The following is a 19,542-nucleotide window of genomic DNA, read 5'->3' as shown; positions in this document are numbered from 1 at the left end:
AAGTCTAAAGTCCAAAGTTGTTAAACTGAAAACTGAATACTATTTCCGAATCACTTTCACCTGAGAATCATTCGTCAATTTTATTATTGTTGACGGTTTTCCGCCAATTTTTTCACGGTGCAAATTTACAACATAGTCTACACCTTTTATAATTTCTGGACTAATATCTTTGAAGGCAATAGGAGTAGGCTGGCCTGAGATATTTGCAGATGTCGAAACCAATGGTTTTTTCATCTTTTCCATTAGTTTAAAACAAAAAGGCTCTTTCACAATACGAATTCCTAATGAGTTATCTGAAGAGATTATATTGGGAGCTACATTTCTGGGTTTGTCCAATATCAAAGTGGTTGGATTTTCGGATAAATCCATAATCTGCCACGCCACTTCCGGAATGTCCTTAAATACGTTGTACATCATTTTTTCGCCATTCATCAAAACAATCATACTTTGGGTTTCGGCTCTTTGCTTGAGTTTGTATATTTTGGCAACTGCATCAGGGTTTGTAGCATCACAGCCAATTCCCCAGACGGTATCAGTGGGATAGAGAATGATGCCGCCTTCTTTTATGACTTCGAAGGCGTTGTGTATTTCTGTGTTGATGTCTTGATTCATTTTTTTGTTATTTTGTAAAACAGTTTTCTGTACCAAACATTGTAATATTTTTTTTTATATTTCCCATTACTGTCTTTTGATTTTAAGAGTGTCTCAATATCATAATTGTTTTCCGAAAAATAGGCATAATGCTTATTGTAGATGTATAAAGTGGATTGATCTCTTATATTCCAGTTTTTTTTATCATCTGTGATCGAACTTTTGTCAAATCTTTTTCGGTAAAAAAATAATGACTCTGGGATTTTATGCACGCCACCAAATTCCTTGACTATCCGGATCCATAGTTCCCAATCTTCTGTATAATTCAAATTTTCATCAAATTTACCGACTTCTTTAAAGACTTCGTTTCGTATTACTGCCGAAATGGGGATGCAATTTGATTCTAAAAAATTTGAAATTTTAAACTCTGGTAGAATCCAGGCCCTATTTTTTGCTCCAAAATATTCTGCTTCAGTATAAACAATATTTAGCGTTTGATCCTTTTCTAAATGTTCTATACATTTGTTTATAAAACTGGGGGCTATGATATCATCTGCATCTAAAAAAAGCAAGTATTTACCGATAGCTTTATCCGCACCGTTATTTCTAGATTTTGAAGGACCTGAATTAACTTGATTGATTAAAGTGATATTTGCAGCATTATTGTTTTTGATATAATCGCTAATAACTTGCGTACTCCTATCGGTAGATCCATCATTGACAATAACCATTTCTATTGAGCTATACTCTTGTTGATTAACGGATTCAATTGTCTCTAATATGGTTGTTTCATTATTGAAACAAGGAATTATAACAGATATTTTTGGAATAGGATTCATCATGATGAGATTTTTAATCGGGTTAATTGTTAGGATGTGAATATAAAGCTACAGAAATTTTCATGTTTATTTTAATTAATGTTTTGTAACCTCTGTTTCACTTTTAATGATTTCGATAACGGGGCACCCACAATCAAAACGCCAAATAATTTCCAATATTTTGGTTTGAAAAAACTCTTGAAAAAATATTGAATTTGAAGATAACTTAATAAAAATTTATACCCCAAATAACCGGAATGCTTTCTAATTATATATAATAATGAAATTTTAAGTTCAATTTTTATGTGTATGGAACTAGGCGTACTGGCACCATGATAATGAATGTAGTGTGCGTCAGGAATTAGGTAACAACTTTTACCTGATTTTTCTAGTCTCTTGCATAAATCGGTTTCCTCGTAGTACAGAAAAATATTGGTATCAAATCCCCCAACAAAATTAAAATCCTCATTTCGAACCATCATAAAACTACCTTGTACATAGTTTACTTTGGTGGGAGTCGTATACTCGGCTTTTCTTTTAGGGTATCTTTTGGGGTTTGCTTTTTCAAGAAAATCTCTTCCAAGCAATTCTTTTGTTATAGAGGCAAAATGATCAAAGGCTTGCATTCTTGTCCCATCTTCTTTATAAGATTGCCCGCCAACCATTCCTATTGAATTGTCATTTTGTAATGCCTTCGTTAAAATGGTCAAACAGTCATTCAAGAAAACAGTGTCATTATTTATAAAAGCGATGTGTTTTGCCGAAGCATAATGTACACCCAGCATATTTCCGGCACCAAATCCTGTGTTTATTTTACTTCTTACGAGTTGTAAATTAGGGAAAGTAATCTTGTCGCAGAATTGTTTCAGTTTAAAAAAATCATCTTTTTCAGAACAATTGTCAACAACAATAATTTGAAAATTAACGGTAGTGGCCGTTTTTTCTAAAATGCTCTCTATACATTCTTGGGTTAATCTACTGGAATTGTAGTTAATTATTATTGCAGCAATTTCAAACATTTTATTTGTTTATTAATTTAGTATTCAATTACTCAATTTTTCTATACATCAGCCAAAGCAGTAAATAGCGTTTGAATACCGCAAATGTATGAACATAGGATAAAATAAATCCTTCTTTTCCATCTAAAAAACCAAAGCGACCCAGATAATGACCCATGAAAAAGGACATTGGGCGAATGAAAAAATGATAGAAATTTGGGCGTATGTTTTTTTGGTAAAGGGATTTTGCTTCTAGTTTGCTGAAGGTGTTGAGCTTGTTGTTGTAATGGTCAAAGCTCTTATAGCCATGATGAGCCATTCGTTCTTTTAAAACACCGATTTTTCCATTTGTTTCAATGTTTTCGTGAACCAAATCCCCGTTGTATTTGCAGAAGTTTTTGTTGAAAACCTTGATCGATTTTTTTGATCGCCAGCCGCCATGTTTTATTTGTTTTCCCATGAAAAAGAAATCACTTTTAGCATAAAACGCGACAAAATTATTTTGGGAAATCATGGAAGCAATTTCCTTTCCGAGCTCCGGACTAATCGTTTCGTCTAAGTCGAAAAATACAATCCAATCGTTCTTTGCCTGCTGAATGGCAAAATTTCGTTGGCTTGAGAAATCATCAAAATTTCGTTGAATAACGGTTACGCCTAATTCTTTTGCGATGGCCGCGGTGGCATCGGTGCTGTTCGAATCAATAAAAATAATTTCATCGGCAAAAGACAAACTTTGGACATAGCGTTTTACGTTTTCTTCTTCGTTTAGAGTAATTGCTAAAGCAGTAATCTTTGGCATCAAATTATTTTGTTTCTAATTAAACTTAATAGGGGCAAATGTAATAAATTTACAACTTGTATTTTTCAAAAAAAGTAAATGGCACGATTACCTATATTGATGTATCATAATGTATCCGTTAAAGAGTCTGATAGTGATGGACTAACGATTTCTACTCAAAGATTGGAGGAACAATTTCGGTATTTGACTGAAAATGATTTTAACTCTTTTTATCTTTCTGAATTGGAATCTTTAACGGAAATCCCTCAAAAAAGCGTTGTTCTAACTTTTGATGATGTGACTGAAAATCAATTGCTTTATGCCGTTCCGTTGCTTGAAAAATACAATCTGAAAGCTACTTTTTTTATCCCTTTCGGCTATATTGGCAAAGCCGATTTGTGGAATGAAGGCCCCGAAGCCTCGGGAGAAAAAATCATGTCGATGCTAGAATTGCAGGGTTTAGATAATAGGGTAGAATTGGGATTGCATTCTTATGCCCATAAAAAATACGCGACTTTGTCTGAGTCAGAAATCAATGAAGATTTTGACAAATGTTTCCGAATCGTCGAGCAAAATGGATTGAAAGTCTACAATGCCCTTGCTTATCCGTATGGCAATTATCCCAAAAAAGAACCTGAAAAAAGTCAATTCAAAAGGGTTTTGCAACACAATAACGTAAAAATGGGATTGCGGATAGGGAATAAAATAAACAGCTTTCCTTTTAAAGACCCGTACGAAATTATGCGGATAGATGTTAAAGGAAATGATAGTTTGTTAAAATTCAAGTTGAAACTGCGTTTCGGTAAATTGAAATTATTTTAGTCCTTTTTGGATTAAAATAATTTTCGCATACCTCGAAAAAACCCCGTAGGCGTTTACGCTGGCCAATGCCAAACCCGGAACGCCATCCATAAAGCCTCTCTTTAAAATATAAGAAGAAAAGAAGCGATAAAAAGGTTTGAAAATCAAATGAAAATAGGTCGCCTTTTTTCCTTTTTTATAGGAGGTATTGGCTTGAAACCAAGCATAGGAATCTTTCTTTTGCAAAAGATGAAACAGCCCTTTGTAGGTATAATGGATCATGAAATTTTTCAGTGAGCCGATGCTTCCGTCAACATGGAGTTTTTCATGGACATCTCCCGTGAATTTGATGTTTTTGTTTTTTACCAATCGAACAACCCGATCCACCTTGTGGTATAAAAAACGATTCATGTAAAAATGAGGAAAACTGATTTTGTAACCCGAATGTTTCCCGTTTTTAATAACCGAAAGGATTTCAAGCTTCAGTTTTTGGGTCACACGCTCGTCCCCATCCAAAAACAGAACCCAATCACCGGTTGCAGATGAGATAGCGTGGTTTTTTTGGTTGGAAAAGTTATCGAACTTCCGTTCCAAAACCGTACAGCCTAAACTGAGCGCTTTCTCCTTGGTGCCGTCGGTACTATAGGAGTCAATTACGATGATTTCATCGGCAAACTCCACCGATTTAATGGCGTCTTCGATGTAGTCAATCTCGTTATATGTAGGAATTATTACGGAGAGGGTGTTCATTATTTCTTTTTAGGAAAAACAAAATTAACAAATTTAGGTTACCTTTGCGGCATTATGCAGAAGAATATTTCAGTTGTTATCAGTACCTATAATTCACCCGAATGGCTTAAAAAAGTGATTTGGGGATATAATACGCAAACCTACCGCAATTTCGAAATGGTTATTGCCGATGATGGTTCCCGTCAGGACACTTTTGATCTAATCGAAGAGATGAAAAAAGAAGTCTTCTTTCCTATAATACATGTTTGGCATGAAGACAATGGGTTTCAAAAGTCCCAAATTTTGAACAAAGCCATATCGGCCTGTACGACAGACTATATAATGATGTCTGATGGGGATTGCATTCCGCGTCCGGATTTCGTTGAGCAGCATATCAAATTTAGGGAAGAGGGGTATTTCCTTTCTGGGGGATATCATAAATTGCCAATGGAATTGTCAAAGAATATAACAAAAGAAGACATTTATTCTGATTTGTGTTTTGATGTTTCTTGGTTAAAGAAAAACGGAATGAAGGCGTCTTTCAAAAATAATAAAATTGATGCCACTGGTTTGAAAAGTTCGATTTTAAACTTTTTAACCCCAACAACTCCAAGTTGGAATGGTCATAATGCATCTGGATGGAAAAAGGATATCCTTGGCATCAATGGTTTTGACGAAAGAATGCAATATGGTGGACAGGATAGGGAGTTAGGGGAGCGATTGGTAAATTATGGCATTAAGCCCAAGCAAATTCGATACAGTACAGTTTGTCTGCATTTAGACCACCCGCGTGGCTATGCGACTCCCGAATCAATCAACAAGAACAGGAATATCCGAAAAGAAACCAAGGAACAAAAGAAGAACTGGACTGATTTTGGTATTCTGAAAAAATAAAAGCATCCGTCACTGGCGGAGGCTTTTATTTTATAAGTTATTCTTCAAGAAGGTGTCCAATTCCGGAAGAATCATCTCCGGTGTCAATTGTTTGTATAGTTCGTCAGGGTTTTTTTCAATTTTCTTTCTTTCTTCAAAAGTAAAATTGTCAAATAGATTTGGTTTCATTTCCAGTAAATGTACCGAGTGATGGAATTTTCCGTCTTCAAAACTAGCCCAATGGTCTTTGTTTACATAGGGTGAGAAAATGGTAAAAGTGGGCTTATTCAAGGCTTTGGCGATATGTACAGTTCCCCCTTCATTTGAAACTAAGGCATCGCATTGATTCATCAGTTTGATGAAATCACGAATGCTTTTGGCGTAAATGTCTAAAATGATGCTCGATTTGTTTTTGCACATTTCATAAATTTTTTGCGCCTCCTCTTTTTGGTGTGGTGCATAATTAAAAAGGATGTTCACATCATAGTTTGAAGCTATAAAATCAACCATTTCGGCAACATATTCATAGGGCATCGACTTTTGGGGAGTGCTGCCCAAAACGCCAAGAACAACGACTTTCTTTCCTTTATGTCTTCCTAACCAATCTTCTTTTTTTTCGTCTTCCGAAAGAAAGATTTTAGGTTCATAATCGATAGGTTCGAAATTGCCAGCCTGACTCAGTAGGTGTATTCGATCTTCGATGGCTTTTCCGCAAATTTTTGTTTTCTCTTTCGATATGGTAACGGGATGAGTGTAATATCCCCAATTTCCCAGTTTCTTGCGGCTTTTATGTCCGATGGTTTGTTTTGCCCCGGAGAATTTGCAGATCAATTTACTTTGTGTCTTCGAATAAGGGTCGAAAATGATATCATATTTTTCTTTTCTGATCTGGCGAATCAGTTTAAAAAGAACGGGAAGTTTTTTTAATTCCTTGTCATTTATGGAAATGATTTTGTCAATATTCGGATTGTTCATGATAACGCCATGCGTAAAATCGTATGCCATAAAATGAACTTCGCTTTTTGGGTATTTTGCTTTAAAATTATTGGCGATTACCGAGCTGATTAAAACGTCACCTATGCGCTTGTTTTGGATGATTAAAACTTTCATGCAGTTATTTATTGTTACTGATTAGTTGCATGTAATTTGCCATATTGAACCTTTAGAATTGACGCAAAAAGGGTATGACTCATTTCTTCATAAAACTATTTCTTGGTGCAAAGTACTATTTTTTATACTTTTAAACCAAAATAATACAAAAACATCGTGCAAATTATCATTCATCCCAAATATATACATCAGGAAAATTCTATTCTTCAATTGATTGCAGATTTTTTTGTTCAAGGAGACTTGATTGTTAAAGGCTCGCGAAATACAATAAAATCTAATATTTTGGGCGATGAGAAAGTAAATATCAAATATTTTGCAAAACCGGGACTGTTAAAATCTATTATTTACTCTTTTTTTCGAAGCACCAAGGCAAAACGTTCTTTTGATTACGCCAATTACTTGTTGGCTCATAACATACCAACGCCTTTTCCCATTGCCTATATCGAGAATAGCCGCCGTTTCGGACTTTTGGCCGACAGTTATTACATTTGTCAGCAAATTGACTACGATTTTACCATTCGTGAATTGATACATGATCCGTTATTTCCGGAACGCAATGTTATTTTAGAACAATTTACGGCCTTCACTTATAAGATGCATGAAGGCAAGGTCAATTTTTTAGATCATTCACCTGGAAATACCTTAGTTGTAAAAAAAGATGCTGGGAAATATGATTTCTATCTGATAGACTTAAATAGAATGAAGTTCGAAGATTTATCCATAGAAGCAAGAATGGATAATTTCAAGAAAATGTGGCTGTCCAAAGCGATGGTAAAAGTGGTGGCAAAGGCCTACGCGAAACTAAGCAATCAACCTGAGGAAAAATTGCATGCCATTCTTTTAGAAAAAACAACCCAATTCAAAAGAAAAATTACCAAAAAGAAATACCTGAAGAGGAAAATTGGAAAAAAATAAATTCCAATAAAAAATTCCAAATTCCAATCGATATGATAATTGGAATTTGGAATTTTATCCCGATAGCTCTACCGGATTGGAATTTAAAATCTATACTGCTACGTCATATTCACGTAAAGCATTATTCAATGAGGTTTTCAAATCAGTTGAAGGTTTGCGTGTGCCAATGATTAACGCACAAGGTACTTGGAATTCACCTGCAGCGAATTTTTTAGTATAACTTCCAGGAATGACTACTGAACGAGCAGGAACAAAACCTTTCATTTCAACTGGAGTTTCACCAGTAACATCAATGATTTTTGTTGAGGCAGTCAAACAAACATTGGCACCAAGAACGGCTTCTTTTCCAACATGAACACCTTCAACAACAATACAACGGGAACCGACAAAAGCACCGTCTTCAATGATAACTGGAGCAGCTTGTAATGGTTCAAGAACACCACCGATACCAACACCACCACTTAAGTGTACGTTTTTACCAATTTGTGCACAACTTCCTACGGTTGCCCAAGTGTCCACCATAGTTCCTTCATCTACATAAGCACCAATGTTTACATAACTTGGCATCAAAATAACACCACTTGAAATATAAGCACCGTAACGCGCTACAGCATTAGGAACTACACGAATTCCTTTCTCGGCATAGCCTCTTTTCAACAACATTTTGTCATGGTATTCGAAAATTCCAGATTCCCATGTTTCCATTTTCTGAATAGGGAAATACATCACTACCGCTTTCTTTACCCATTCGTTTACCTGCCATCCTTCGCCAACTGGCTCGGCAACACGTAATTTTCCGGTATCTAATAATTCGATAACTTCTCTGATAGCATCAGTAGTTGTAGTTTCTTGTAACAAAGCGCGGTTTTCCCAAGCTTGTTCTATAATTGTTTGTAATGGATTCATTTTTGATAGATTTTTGACAAAGATATGTTTTTTAACTAAAAGCAAAAACGCAAATTGATTTGAAAATGTTACAGATTTAACTTGCTATACGTTTAATGTTACCAAATGTTGTAAATTAGACGAATAAATGAAAATCATAGGAATATGAAAGATAATTTCTCCAAACAAGCTTCTGAGTATTCTAAGTTTCGACCACAATATCCAGATGAAATGACTAATTATTTGGTTTCATTTGTCAAAAATAAAGGGGTTGCGCTTGATATTGCAACCGGAAATGGGCAAATCGCACACAAACTTTCGAGATTTTTTGAAACGGTGTATGGAATTGATATTAGCCAGAACCAACTTGATAATGCCATCTCTGCAGAGAATATCATTTATAAAATTGCTGCTGCTGAAAATACTTTTTTCAAAAATCAGGAATTTGATTTAATTACCGTAGCGCAAGCAGTTCATTGGTTTGATTTTGATTCGTTTTACAAAGAAATTTACCGAATCTTAAAACCCGAAGGGATTTTTGCTGTTCTGGGGTATGGATTGTTTTCTACCAATGCGGATTCGGATAAGATATTGCGAAATTTTTATCACAATATAATAGGTCCCTATTGGGATGCCGAGCGAAAGTATCTGGATAAAAATTACAAAACGATTCCATTTCCGTTTGATGAAATTGTTGCGGAACCTTTCGAAAATAAACTAACATGGACTTTTGATGAGCTTATGGGGTATTTGGAAACATGGTCAGCTACGCAGCATTATATTTCGAAAAACAATCAAAATCCTTTGGATTTGATTTATGATGATTTGAAAGCCTCTTGGCAAAAAAGCGATAAGAGAGTGACTTTTCCGTTGTTGCTAAGAATTGGAAAATTAAAATAGTTATCTTTGAAAAAAATAAAAAATGCCAAGAATTCTCGCCATAGATTACGGACAAAAACGAACAGGAATAGCCGTTACCGATGAAATGCAAATCATAGCTTCAGGGCTGACAACCATTCCATCTGCAACTGCAATTGCTTTTTTGAAGGACTATTTTTCCAAAGAGAAAGTAGAAGCTGTTCTTATTGGCGAACCCAAACAAATGAACGGTGAACCATCGGAAAGTGCTTCCATCATTAAAGGTTTTGTAACGCATTTTACCAATCATTTTCCGGATATGAAAGTCATTCGGGTAGATGAACGGTTTACTTCAAAAATGGCTTTTCAAACGATGATTGACAGCGGTCTTAGCAAGAAACAGCGTCAAAATAAAGCACTTATCGATGAGATTTCGGCAACGATAATGCTTCAGGATTATTTGACTCGAAAGATGTTTTAAAAATTCAACTCAAAGCCAGTCAATTGACTAAAATAGATTTGTAATTCCTTACTTTTTAACAATAATTTGTTACATTTTTTTTGCATATATAAAGTATCTTTGCACTTTAAAATTTTGTTATGCCCGATACAACCATTCGTTCGCAAAGTGAAGTAGTTCTTATAGGAGCTGGAATAATGAGCGCCACTCTTGGCTTAATCCTAAAAGAGTTACAACCCGATATAAAGATTGAAATTTACGAAAGATTAGATATGGCTGCTGCCGAAAGTTCTGATGCATGGAATAATGCCGGAACTGGACATTCTGCTTTTTGCGAGCTTAATTATACTCCAGAAAGTGAAGATGGAAGCATCAACCCGAAAAAAGCAATCAGTATTGCAGAATCTTTCGAGGTTTCTAGACAGTTTTGGGCCTATTTAGTGCAACAAAGAAAAGTTTCATCACCTGAAAATTTCATTAAAAGTATTCCTCACATGAGTTTTGTATGGGGAGAGAAAAATGTAGAATACCTTAAAACAAGATTTGAGGCTTTACATTCGAATCCTCTTTTTAAGCAAATGGTTTTCAGTACTGATTTTGCGCAATTAAAAGAATGGATGCCTCTGGTTATGGAAGGTAGAAATGAATCTGAGAAAGTAGCGGCAACTTCAATGGCCATTGGTACCGATGTGAATTTTGGAGAATTAACCCGAAATATTTTTAGTTATTTGACTAAATTGGATGGAGTTACGTTGTATTTCAATCATGAAGTCCAAAAATTGAAGCAACGTACGGATAAATCTTGGAAAATAAATATCACTGATTTGGCTACAGGCCAAAAAAGAAAAGCATATACTGAATTTGTTTTTATTGGTGCTGGTGGCGGTTCATTGCCGTTACTAGAAAAAGCAAACGTTCCCGAAGGAAAAGGCTATGGCGGTTTCCCTGTAAGCGGACAGTGGTTAAAATGTACCAATCCCGAAGTAATTGCAAAGCATCAGGCAAAAGTATATGGAAAAGCAAGTGTGGGTGCACCACCAATGTCAGTTCCACATATTGACTCCCGAATGATAAATGGAGAAAAGCAACTGCTTTTTGGACCTTTTGCAGGTTTTTCTACTCGATTTTTAAAAAATGGCTCGTATTCGGATTTGCCTTTATCCATAAAACCGGATAATATCATTCCCATGGTTGCTGCAGGTATTAAAAATATACCACTTACAAAATATTTGATTGAGCAAGTGCGTCAGTCTCCTAAAGACAGGATTAATGCATTGAGAGAATATGTTCCTGGTGCCAGATCTAAAGACTGGAAATTAGAACGTGCAGGACAACGCGTGCAAGTGATAAAAAAAGACGAAAAAGAAGGAGGAATACTAGAGTTTGGTACCGAAGTAATCACAACTGCTGATGGATCTTTAGCTGTTTTACTTGGAGCTTCTCCTGGTGCTTCAACTGCTGTTTCTATTATGGTAGATTTAATAGGAAGATGTTTCAAAGAAGAAATGGCAACTCCGGAATGGCAGGAAAAATTAAAAGTGATGATTCCATCTCATGGTCAGACTTTGAATGATAATCCAGCTTTATTGGATCAAATCAGGAAAGATACTGCCTCTGTTTTAAAACTGAATAATTAGAAAAGTTAGAAATAAAATAAAAGGCGCTGGATTTTAGATATTATCTAATTCCAGCGCTTTTTTCTTTAAGACTCCATTAATGTTTTTGTAGTTTTTAAAATATTTTCAGAAAGATTAGTCAACCAGATTAATTGCTCTATAACCAATTGTGCTTCCTGCATTTTCAATTGAAACGCTTCTTCATCAATAGGAATTCCTTCTTTTAATTCTTTGGCTCGAATATTTTTTAATTCCGTAAATCGCATGGCTAAATCTTCTTTTGGGAGATTTTCTTTTAGATATAAATCATTTTCTTTCAAAAGTGCTATCGCATTATCCAGATTTCTAATGACAGTATCGACTACAACATTAAATGCCTCAGAAGCTGATGTAGTTTTGTGCGATTGGATGTAAGTTCCCAACGAAGCTGATGAAGATAGCAATGAATGATTAAGTATCGCTAGTTTATATACCTGTGGTAATTGCTTTTGTTTCGATTTTGGTTCTTGCACCATTCTTTGGAAAGAAGCCATTAAATTACCTATTTCGATAAAAGCATTTTTTCGGGCTAAACGGTACGAAGTAGAAATAGTTCCTTTTTTATTGTAAAAAACGGAAATTTCCTTTAGGTAATTTTGATTTGCTTTAATGGATTTCTCCAAATGCATTGGGATATTTAAAAACTCCCAAGAAGGCCATAAAAAGTGATTGGCAAGAAAAGCCAAAACAGCCCCCACAACGGTATCCAGTATTCGATATTGAACTACATCAACAATATTAGGGGTTACAATTCCATAAATAAAAACGACATACATGGTGACAAACGTGGCGCTCACCTTATAATTTATTTGCGTAAAGGAGAATCCCAATAACATGCAAAGAATGGAAAGAATACTGATGATAATGTTGTCCTTTACCAAGGAAAGAATTCCAAAGGCAATCAATCCGCCTAAAACAGTGCCAAATATTCGGTGAAAAGAACGCTCTTTTGTCAAACCATAACCAGGTCGCATGATTACAATTATGGTGAGTAAAATCCAATATACGTTTTGAAACGGCAAAAAATTTCCAATAATAAAGCCAACCATCAATGTTATGGTTAGTCGCAATGAATGTCTGAAAATAGTAGAGGAAAAACTCAGGTTTTCAATCAAAGTGCTCAAAGGATAATATTGTGGCGTCAGAAATTTTTCTAAATCCTTATCTATTCCTTTAAAATCTTGAGAATTAAAAGCAAGTGTAAAAGCCCGTTCGACAATTTTTATTTTTTCGACCTGTTTTTCGGCATACTGGAGCATGGTGGTGAGCATAAAAACACCTTCGGAAGCGGGAACTTTTCCTAAATCATTTTCATAATCTGCGATGGCAAGCTGTAAGGCATTCAGATCATTGAGTAAAGTATGTTTGGAAATGTATTTAGCTCGTTTTTTTACACTTTTGGACAATTGCTTTAAACTTGCGGCAAGATTATAGGCTAAACTTTGATACGTTAGCAACACCTTTGGATGGTCGTCAAATTTTTGATGCAATTTATCATGGTCGAATGCAGTAGATAATGCCAGTTCAAGAATTTCTACCAATGAAATAAAAACCAGAAGCATTTTGCGGTTTTGATTCGAAGAACCGGTAGTAGTATGACTGCTGATCAATACCTCTCTTATATTTTGGTGAATGGTGTTCAGTTCAACCTGAAGGTGCAATTGTTTTTCAATAATGGATTTTTTATCAGCATTAATGGTCCATAAATCACCTCTTAGTTTTAAATATTTAGCAGTAAGCTTAATGCATTCAGCAATTTGTAATTCAATATAGCGATGTGGTCTTACGTAATAGAAAACAAGAGAAATTATCAAATAAAATAACCCTCCGGATACTATTAAAACGGAATGTTGTACCATAGCCCAACCGGTATTGATGCTTGCAAATGCTAATGAAACTGCAATTAGAGCGGAGAATGAGACCATGGTAGCGCGTTGTCCATAGACAGAAATCATTGCTATCAGAAAAATTAATACCGCCAAAAAAGGATAGAAAATCCAGGAATAAGGATGCATAATATTCACTAACAAATTAACACCCGCAACAAGTAAAGCCGTAACCAGAATACCGTTTGTTTTATGTTTCAGATTGCTTGGGATATCGCTTGGATAGGTAAAAAAGGCTCCTAAAGCTATTGTAAAACCTATTTCGAATTTGCCTAAAAAAGAAAACAGTACAACTGGAATAACTGCAGCTATTGTTACTTTTAAGGCATTGGTGAAATACGTGCTGTCGGTAAATTTTCGGATTTTGTAAATCATACAATTGGATTGCAAACAAAGGTAAGAATTGAGTGACTCATTCAAAGAATAATTTGCCTTGTTTTTGCCTAAATGGTAAAAAAACACTAATTATCAATACAGGATTATTCATTGTCTATTTTTTTACTATTTTTGCAGACTGAATTAAAAGGAAACTTATTCCGATTTATAGTAGATAATACTTAATATAACAATAATGATTTTACCAATTATAGGATATGGCGATCCCGTTTTAAGAAAAGTAGGAGCCGTTCTTTCACCAGAACATCCTAATTTGAAAGAAACGATTGCTAACATGTACGAAACGATGTATAATGCCTATGGTGTTGGACTTGCCGCACCTCAAGTAGGATTGGCACTTCGTTTATTCGTAATCGATACAACTCCTTTTAGTGATGATGATGAATTAGAAGATGCTGAACAAAAAGAATTAAAAGGATTCAAAAGAACTTTTATCAATGCAAAAATGATAAAAGAAGAAGGTGAAGAATGGAGTTTTAATGAAGGTTGCTTGAGTATTCCGGATGTTAGAGAGGATGTATATAGAAATCCAACCATAACAATCGAATATTGCGAAGAGGATTTTGTAATGAAAACCGAAGTTTTTGACGGATTGATTGCCAGAGTAATCCAACATGAATACGATCATATTGAAGGAATTTTATTCACAGATAAAATTTCGTCATTAAAAAAACGATTGATTCAAAAGAAACTAAAAAACATTTTGGAAGGAAAAACATTCCAAGAGTACCGAATGAAATTTTTTGGTAAAAAAGGAAGATAAAACAGTCTTTACTGCTTTATCTTGGTATGATTTTTGGTTCTAAATGAAAAAATAAATAAGTCAAATTCTTAATAATAATTACACAAAACATGAATTTAGAAAAAATATTAGCCATTTCTGGGAAACCGGGTTTATATGTATTAAGAGTACAAACACGTACTGGGTTTGTAGCAGAATCATTATTAGATGGAAAAAAAATCACAGTAAACTTGAAAAGCAATGTGAGTTTATTGTCGGAAATTTCAATTTATACGTATGAAGGCGAAAAACCATTAGCTGAAATCATGCAAAAAATTGCTGATAAAGAAAACAAAGGTCAAGCAATTTCACATAAAGAAGATAATGCTACCTTGACGGCTTATTTCAAAGAAATTTTACCGGATTATGATGAAGAAAGAGTATATCCTTCTGATATCAAAAAAGTTTTAAACTGGTATAATATGCTTCAAGCAAAAGGATTAGTTGTAGATGAAGCCCCAGTTGCTGAAGAAGTTGCTGCTGTTGTTGAAGAAACTCCTGCTGCCGAAGTTAAAGCTCCTGCAAAAAAAGCAAAAGCTAAAAAAGAATAATTTTACTTTAAAATACTATTTAATCCTGTTCAGCTATTTTTCTGGACAGGATTTTTTTATTTTTACCAAAAACCATTTCTGATGAATTCAAGACAAAACCAACTGCAAGCTTTCGAAAGATTATTAAACATTATGGATGATTTGCGAGAAAAATGTCCTTGGGACAAAAAGCAAACCATGCAAACCCTGCGTCATCTTACCATTGAAGAAACCTACGAATTAGGCGATGCTATTTTAGACAACGATTTAAACGAAGTCAAAAAAGAATTAGGGGATTTGTTATTGCATATTGTTTTTTATGCCAAAATAGGAAGCGAGACGAACGATTTTGACATGGCTGATGTATGCAATGAAATTTGTGAAAAGTTAATTCATCGCCATCCGCATATTTATAGTGATGTGGAGGTGAAAGATGAGGAAGAAGTAAAACAAAACTGGGAAAAACTGAAACTGAAAGAAGGCAAAAAGTCCGTTCTGGAAGGCGTTCCAAAAAGTTTACCAGCATTAGTTAAATCAAGCCGAATTCAGGATAAAGTAAAAGGAGTTGGATTTGATTGGGAAGAATCGCATCAGGTTTGGGATAAGGTTCAAGAGGAATTGGAAGAATTACAAGTTGAGGTTGAAGCAGGCGATCAGGATAAAATTGAAGCCGAATTTGGCGATGTTTTATTTTCGATGATAAATTACGCCCGATTTTTAAATGTAAATCCTGAGGATGCTTTGGAACGTACCAATAAAAAATTCATCAAACGCTTTCAATACTTGGAAAGTAAAGCAGGAGAATTAGGAAAACCCCTAATGGATATGACTTTAGCTGAAATGGATGTTTTTTGGGAAGAAGCGAAGCGGCTTCCTAATAAATAGGAATTGGAAATCTATGATTTCCAAATAACTCAATTTTGGGAAGAAGCGAAGCGGCTTCCTAATAAATAGGAATTGGAAATCTATGATTTCCAAATAACTTAATTTTGGGAAGAAGCGAAGCGGCTTCCTAATAAATAGGAATTGGAAATCTATGATTTCCAAATAACTCAATTTTGGGAAGAGGCGAAGCGGCTTCCTAATAAATAGGAATTGGAAATCTATGATTTCCAAATAACTCAATTTTGGGAAGAAGCGAAAAAATTATAGTGTTCATTTTTTTAGTGAACAGTCCTAAATGATTAAAATTACTCCGCCATTTTTTTTAGGGCATTAATGTCTTTCAAAACAATTTTTTTGCCATTCAATTCAATTAAACCTAATTTATTAAAATCAGATAATAAACGGATGCAACTTTCAGTGGCAGTACCAATCATACTGGCTAGTTCATCTCTGGAAAGTTGTATTTTTAAAGAATTATCCTTGTTTTTCCCAAAGGTATCATGCAAATAAAGAAGCGTTTCGGCTAATCTTTCTTTGACTGTTTTTTGGGCTAAATTGACCATGTGATCATCGGCTTCTTTTAGATCACCGCAAATAGTTTTCATCACGTTCATCGAAAACTGATTGTTCTTGTCAAAGTATCCCATCACTTCTGACTTTGGAATAAAACAAACCTGCATGTCTTCAAGAGCTACAGCACTTAGATTTACCGGTTCATCACTAATCATGGAACGTTGCCCCAGTAATTCTCCTTTTGTAACCAATTTTACAATGTGATCTTTACCATTTGCACTGAGTTTAGTCAGTTTACAAATACCATCTTTTATACAATAAATGCCATTCACATTTTCTCCTTCTTCAAATATAACCTCCCCTTTTTTTATAATATGGGATGTTTTACAGTCGGAAAGTTTTATTAATTCTTCTTTAGTAAGTGCTTTTAAAGAGCTAAATTCTCTGACGATACATTGTTCGCATTTGCTCATATTGTGTGTGATTTATTTGCATTACAAAACTAACTCTTTAATATGACAAATATCATATTTTTAACTTATTCAATTGATGACCTTTGTTCCAGGTAAAATGAGCAAAGCTATGGACACACAAAACTGTTTCCATTGTGGTTTAGATATTATAAAAGAAGAAGAAATTATTTTTGACGCGAGAAATTTTTGTTGCAATGGTTGTAAAACGGTGTACGAAATTTTTAGTCTCAATGATTTGACTTGTTATTATGATTTTGAAAAATCCCCTGGAGCAACCCCTCAAGACATTAATGGTAAATATGATTTTTTAGACAATGAAAGTATTGTATCTAAACTTTTGGAATTTCAAGAAAATTCAACCGCAATTATTTCACTTAACATTCCTCATATTCATTGTAGCTCGTGTATTTGGATTTTGGAAAATCTACAGCGTCTTCAAAAAGGAATAAGCACTTCTCAGGTTAATTTTCCTGAAAAAAGAGTCCGAATTACTTTCAATCCTGAAGTAGTTTCTATCAAAACGATTGTTTATTTGTTGAGTTCTATTGGTTACGAACCCTACATCAGTTTAGAAAACTATGAAACGGGGACTAATAATGTAGATAGAAGTTTAACCTATAAATTAGGCGTTGCTTTCTTTTGTTTTGGAAATATCATGTTGCTTTCGTTTCCGGAATATTTTGAGGTGAAAGAATATTGGTTAGACCAATACCGTGGCTTTTTTCGTTGGTTGATTTTTGCTTTAGCGTTGCCGAGTTTCTTTTATTCGGCAAGTGGCTATTATGTTTCAGCCTATAAAAGTATCAAAACCAAAATGCTCAACATCGATATTCCCATCGCTTTAGGAATTGTGGTGATGTTTGTGAGAAGTACGTTTGATATTGTCATGGATTACGGTTCCGGTTTTTTCGACAGCTTAACCGGATTGATTTTCTTTATGCTTTTAGGCAAAATGTTCCAAATCAAAACCTATAGTTTTTTGAGTTTTGAAAGGGATTTTAAATCGTATTTTCCAATAGCAATTACCAAAATTAATGCAGATGCCTCCGAAGAAAGTGTGGCGATTTACGAAGTTGAAAAAGGCGACAGACTACTCATCAGAAATCAGGAACTCATTCCGGTTGATGGGATTTTAATTTCTGAAAAAGCAGAAATCGATTATAGTTTTGTTACCGGAGAAGCGATTCCTATAACGAAACAATCCGGTGATAAAGTATTTGCAGGCGGAAAACAAATAGGGAAAGTTATCGAAATGGAAGTCTTACATTCTGTTTCCCAAAGTTACTTAACGCAATTATGGAGTAATGATGTGTTCCAGAAAAATGTAGAGCAAAAACACAAAACGATTACCGATAGCATTAGCCGTTATTTTACGCCTATTTTATTACTGATTGCTTTTGCAGGATTTGGATACTGGATTTTTATTGATGCCAATACCGCTTTCAATGTGTTTACGGCAGTGCTTATTGTTGCTTGTCCCTGTGCTTTGGCATTGACAGCGCCATTCACTTTTGGGAACATATTACGAATTTTAGGAAAGCAGAAATTCTATCTCAAAAATGCTTTGGTCATTGAACAATTAGCGAAAGTAGATACGATTGTTTTTGATAAAACAGGAACGATTACCACCAATAAAAAATCGAATATTTCCTATGAAGGAACCGTTCTTTCGGATGAGAATTTGTTGCTGATAAAAAATGTATTACGGGCTTCAAATCATCCCTTGAGCAGAATGTTGTATGATTATTTGCCGGAAGTTAAAAGATTAAAATTGGATGATTTTCAGGAAATTATAGGAAAAGGGATTCAGGCGATTATAGGCAATAATAAAATGGTAATTGGCTCCGCAGAATTTTGCGCACCTCTTTTATCCGTTTCGTCTCCCTCCCCTTCGGGGAGGGCCGGGGAGGGGAATACCTCGGTTCACATAAAGATCAATGATGTTTATTACGGAAAATTCATTTTTAACAATCAATACAGAGAAGGGCTTGAAGAGCTTTTCAGGAACTTAAGCAGCAACTATCAAATCAAGGTTTTATCTGGTGACAATGAAGGCGAACGTGCCACTCTTGAACAACTTTTGCCGAAAGGCACGGAATTAATTTTCAATCAGAAACCGGAACAAAAATTAGAATTCATTAAAAATTTGCAGGACAAAGGTAAAAACGTAATGATGGTGGGCGATGGATTGAACGATGCCGGAGCTTTGGCACAAAGTAATGTTGGGATTTCAATTTCTGAAAATGTGAATGTTTTTTCACCGGCCTGTGATGCTATTTTGGATGCCAATGAGTTTCAAAAATTGAACTATTTCTTGAAATTATCCAAGAATTCCATAACGACCATCAAAATGAGTTTTGCACTATCCTTATTATACAATGTGGTGGGATTATCGTTTGCTATTACAGGTAATTTATTGCCTTTGGTAGCAGCTATTATCATGCCTTTGAGTACAATAACCATTGTGAGTTTTGTAACGGTGATGAGTAGTTATTATGCAAATAAAAAATAGAATTATATAAGTTTTTGAGTTGCGCTTTCACATAAATTTAACATATGTCAATAAGTATGACAAATGTCATATTTTACTCGAAAACGTCAAAGTAA

19 protein-coding genes are annotated in these 19,542 nt (G+C 34.7%); 10 read left to right on the top strand and 9 right to left on the bottom strand.

The window, feature by feature from the left end; genetic code table 11:
* Positions 1-39 precede the first annotated feature (39 nt).
* From ACNQGX_RS04390 to ACNQGX_RS04375, 4 genes are all read right to left on the bottom strand, one after another.
* Positions 40-612 carry an L-threonylcarbamoyladenylate synthase gene (locus ACNQGX_RS04390; RefSeq protein ID WP_417974374.1) on the bottom strand — a complete coding sequence of 191 codons (573 nt, stop codon included), beginning with the start codon at positions 610-612 and terminating at the stop codon, positions 40-42.
* A complete protein-coding gene (locus ACNQGX_RS04385) occupies positions 609-1,433 on the bottom strand; it encodes a glycosyltransferase family 2 protein (RefSeq protein WP_417974372.1) in 825 nt (274 codons plus the stop codon). The genes ACNQGX_RS04390 and ACNQGX_RS04385 overlap by 4 nt, the downstream gene beginning before the upstream one ends.
* 68 nt (positions 1,434-1,501) lie before the next feature.
* The gene (locus tag ACNQGX_RS04380; RefSeq protein WP_417974370.1) at positions 1,502-2,428 is read right to left on the bottom strand and encodes a glycosyltransferase family 2 protein; all 927 of its coding nucleotides are present in this window, start codon (positions 2,426-2,428) and stop codon (positions 1,502-1,504) included.
* A 28-nt stretch (positions 2,429-2,456) separates the two neighbouring features.
* Positions 2,457-3,206 carry a glycosyltransferase family 2 protein gene (locus ACNQGX_RS04375; protein ID WP_417974368.1) on the bottom strand — a complete coding sequence of 250 codons (750 nt, stop codon included), beginning with the start codon at positions 3,204-3,206 and terminating at the stop codon, positions 2,457-2,459.
* Positions 3,207-3,284: 78 nt separating this feature from the next.
* Between ACNQGX_RS04375 and ACNQGX_RS04370 the strand changes: the two genes are divergently transcribed.
* Positions 3,285-4,007: a polysaccharide deacetylase family protein gene (locus ACNQGX_RS04370; RefSeq protein WP_417974366.1), complete on the top strand. Its 723-nt coding sequence runs from the start codon at positions 3,285-3,287 to the stop codon at positions 4,005-4,007.
* On the opposite strand, the gene ACNQGX_RS04365 is transcribed toward ACNQGX_RS04370, so the two are convergent.
* On the bottom strand, positions 3,999-4,736 hold the full coding sequence (locus ACNQGX_RS04365) for a glycosyltransferase family 2 protein (protein WP_417974363.1): 738 nt from the start codon (positions 4,734-4,736) through the stop codon (positions 3,999-4,001). The two genes, ACNQGX_RS04370 and ACNQGX_RS04365, sit on opposite strands and share 9 nt — an antisense overlap.
* 54 nt (positions 4,737-4,790) lie before the next feature.
* Here ACNQGX_RS04365 and ACNQGX_RS04360 point away from each other — a divergent pair, with 54 nt between their 5' ends.
* On the top strand, positions 4,791-5,609 hold the full coding sequence (locus tag ACNQGX_RS04360; RefSeq protein ID WP_417974361.1) for a glycosyltransferase family 2 protein: 819 nt from the start codon (positions 4,791-4,793) through the stop codon (positions 5,607-5,609).
* A 30-nt stretch (positions 5,610-5,639) separates the two neighbouring features.
* Here ACNQGX_RS04360 and ACNQGX_RS04355 read toward each other — a convergent pair whose 3' ends face one another.
* Positions 5,640-6,698, bottom strand: coding sequence for a glycosyltransferase family 9 protein (locus ACNQGX_RS04355; RefSeq protein ID WP_417974359.1), 1,059 nt, complete (start codon positions 6,696-6,698; stop codon positions 5,640-5,642).
* 156 nt (positions 6,699-6,854) lie between these two features.
* On the opposite strand from ACNQGX_RS04355, the gene ACNQGX_RS04350 reads away from it, so the two are divergent.
* On the top strand, positions 6,855-7,613 hold the full coding sequence (locus ACNQGX_RS04350) for a lipopolysaccharide kinase InaA family protein (RefSeq protein ID WP_417974357.1): 759 nt from the start codon (positions 6,855-6,857) through the stop codon (positions 7,611-7,613).
* Positions 7,614-7,703: 90 nt separating this feature from the next.
* Here the strand turns inward: ACNQGX_RS04350 and ACNQGX_RS04345 are convergent, their stop codons facing one another.
* Positions 7,704-8,519 carry a 2,3,4,5-tetrahydropyridine-2,6-dicarboxylate N-succinyltransferase gene (locus ACNQGX_RS04345; protein ID WP_417974355.1) on the bottom strand — a complete coding sequence of 272 codons (816 nt, stop codon included), beginning with the start codon at positions 8,517-8,519 and terminating at the stop codon, positions 7,704-7,706.
* A gap of 144 nt (positions 8,520-8,663) precedes the next feature.
* Between ACNQGX_RS04345 and ACNQGX_RS04340 the strand changes: the two genes are divergently transcribed.
* From ACNQGX_RS04340 to ACNQGX_RS04330, 3 genes are all read left to right on the top strand, one after another.
* On the top strand, positions 8,664-9,398 hold the full coding sequence (locus ACNQGX_RS04340; protein WP_417974353.1) for a class I SAM-dependent methyltransferase: 735 nt from the start codon (positions 8,664-8,666) through the stop codon (positions 9,396-9,398).
* A gap of 22 nt (positions 9,399-9,420) precedes the next feature.
* Complete coding sequence (ruvX, locus tag ACNQGX_RS04335) at positions 9,421-9,837, top strand: Holliday junction resolvase RuvX (protein ID WP_131916339.1); 417 nt, start codon at positions 9,421-9,423, stop codon at positions 9,835-9,837.
* A 119-nt stretch (positions 9,838-9,956) separates the two neighbouring features.
* On the top strand, positions 9,957-11,453 hold the full coding sequence (locus tag ACNQGX_RS04330; protein WP_417974351.1) for a malate:quinone oxidoreductase: 1,497 nt from the start codon (positions 9,957-9,959) through the stop codon (positions 11,451-11,453).
* A gap of 65 nt (positions 11,454-11,518) precedes the next feature.
* Here ACNQGX_RS04330 and ACNQGX_RS04325 read toward each other — a convergent pair whose 3' ends face one another.
* Positions 11,519-13,732, bottom strand: coding sequence for an FUSC family protein (locus tag ACNQGX_RS04325; RefSeq protein ID WP_417974349.1), 2,214 nt, complete (start codon positions 13,730-13,732; stop codon positions 11,519-11,521).
* A 196-nt stretch (positions 13,733-13,928) separates the two neighbouring features.
* Here ACNQGX_RS04325 and def point away from each other — a divergent pair, with 196 nt between their 5' ends.
* From def to mazG, 3 genes are all read left to right on the top strand, one after another.
* Positions 13,929-14,516 (top strand): peptide deformylase, encoded by a 588-nt coding sequence (def, locus tag ACNQGX_RS04320; protein WP_417974347.1) that lies wholly within the window; start codon positions 13,929-13,931, stop codon positions 14,514-14,516.
* Between the two features lie 89 nt (positions 14,517-14,605).
* The gene (locus tag ACNQGX_RS04315) at positions 14,606-15,085 is read left to right on the top strand and encodes a DUF5606 family protein (RefSeq protein WP_417974345.1); all 480 of its coding nucleotides are present in this window, start codon (positions 14,606-14,608) and stop codon (positions 15,083-15,085) included.
* Positions 15,086-15,166: 81 nt separating this feature from the next.
* Positions 15,167-15,949, top strand: a complete 783-nt coding sequence (gene mazG / locus ACNQGX_RS04310; protein WP_417974343.1) for a nucleoside triphosphate pyrophosphohydrolase — start codon at positions 15,167-15,169, stop codon at positions 15,947-15,949.
* Positions 15,950-16,254: 305 nt separating this feature from the next.
* Here mazG and ACNQGX_RS04305 read toward each other — a convergent pair whose 3' ends face one another.
* A complete protein-coding gene (locus ACNQGX_RS04305; RefSeq protein WP_417974341.1) occupies positions 16,255-16,935 on the bottom strand; it encodes a Crp/Fnr family transcriptional regulator in 681 nt (226 codons plus the stop codon).
* Between the two features lie 109 nt (positions 16,936-17,044).
* Here ACNQGX_RS04305 and ACNQGX_RS04300 point away from each other — a divergent pair, with 109 nt between their 5' ends.
* Complete coding sequence (locus ACNQGX_RS04300; protein WP_417974339.1) at positions 17,045-19,447, top strand: heavy metal translocating P-type ATPase; 2,403 nt, start codon at positions 17,045-17,047, stop codon at positions 19,445-19,447.
* Positions 19,448-19,542: the final 95 nt, after the last annotated feature.

It is taken from the genome of Flavobacterium glycogeni (genome assembly GCF_048286775.1).
Lineage (GTDB): Bacteria > Bacteroidota > Bacteroidia > Flavobacteriales > Flavobacteriaceae > Flavobacterium.
This window is presented reverse-complemented; position numbering and strand designations above follow the sequence as displayed.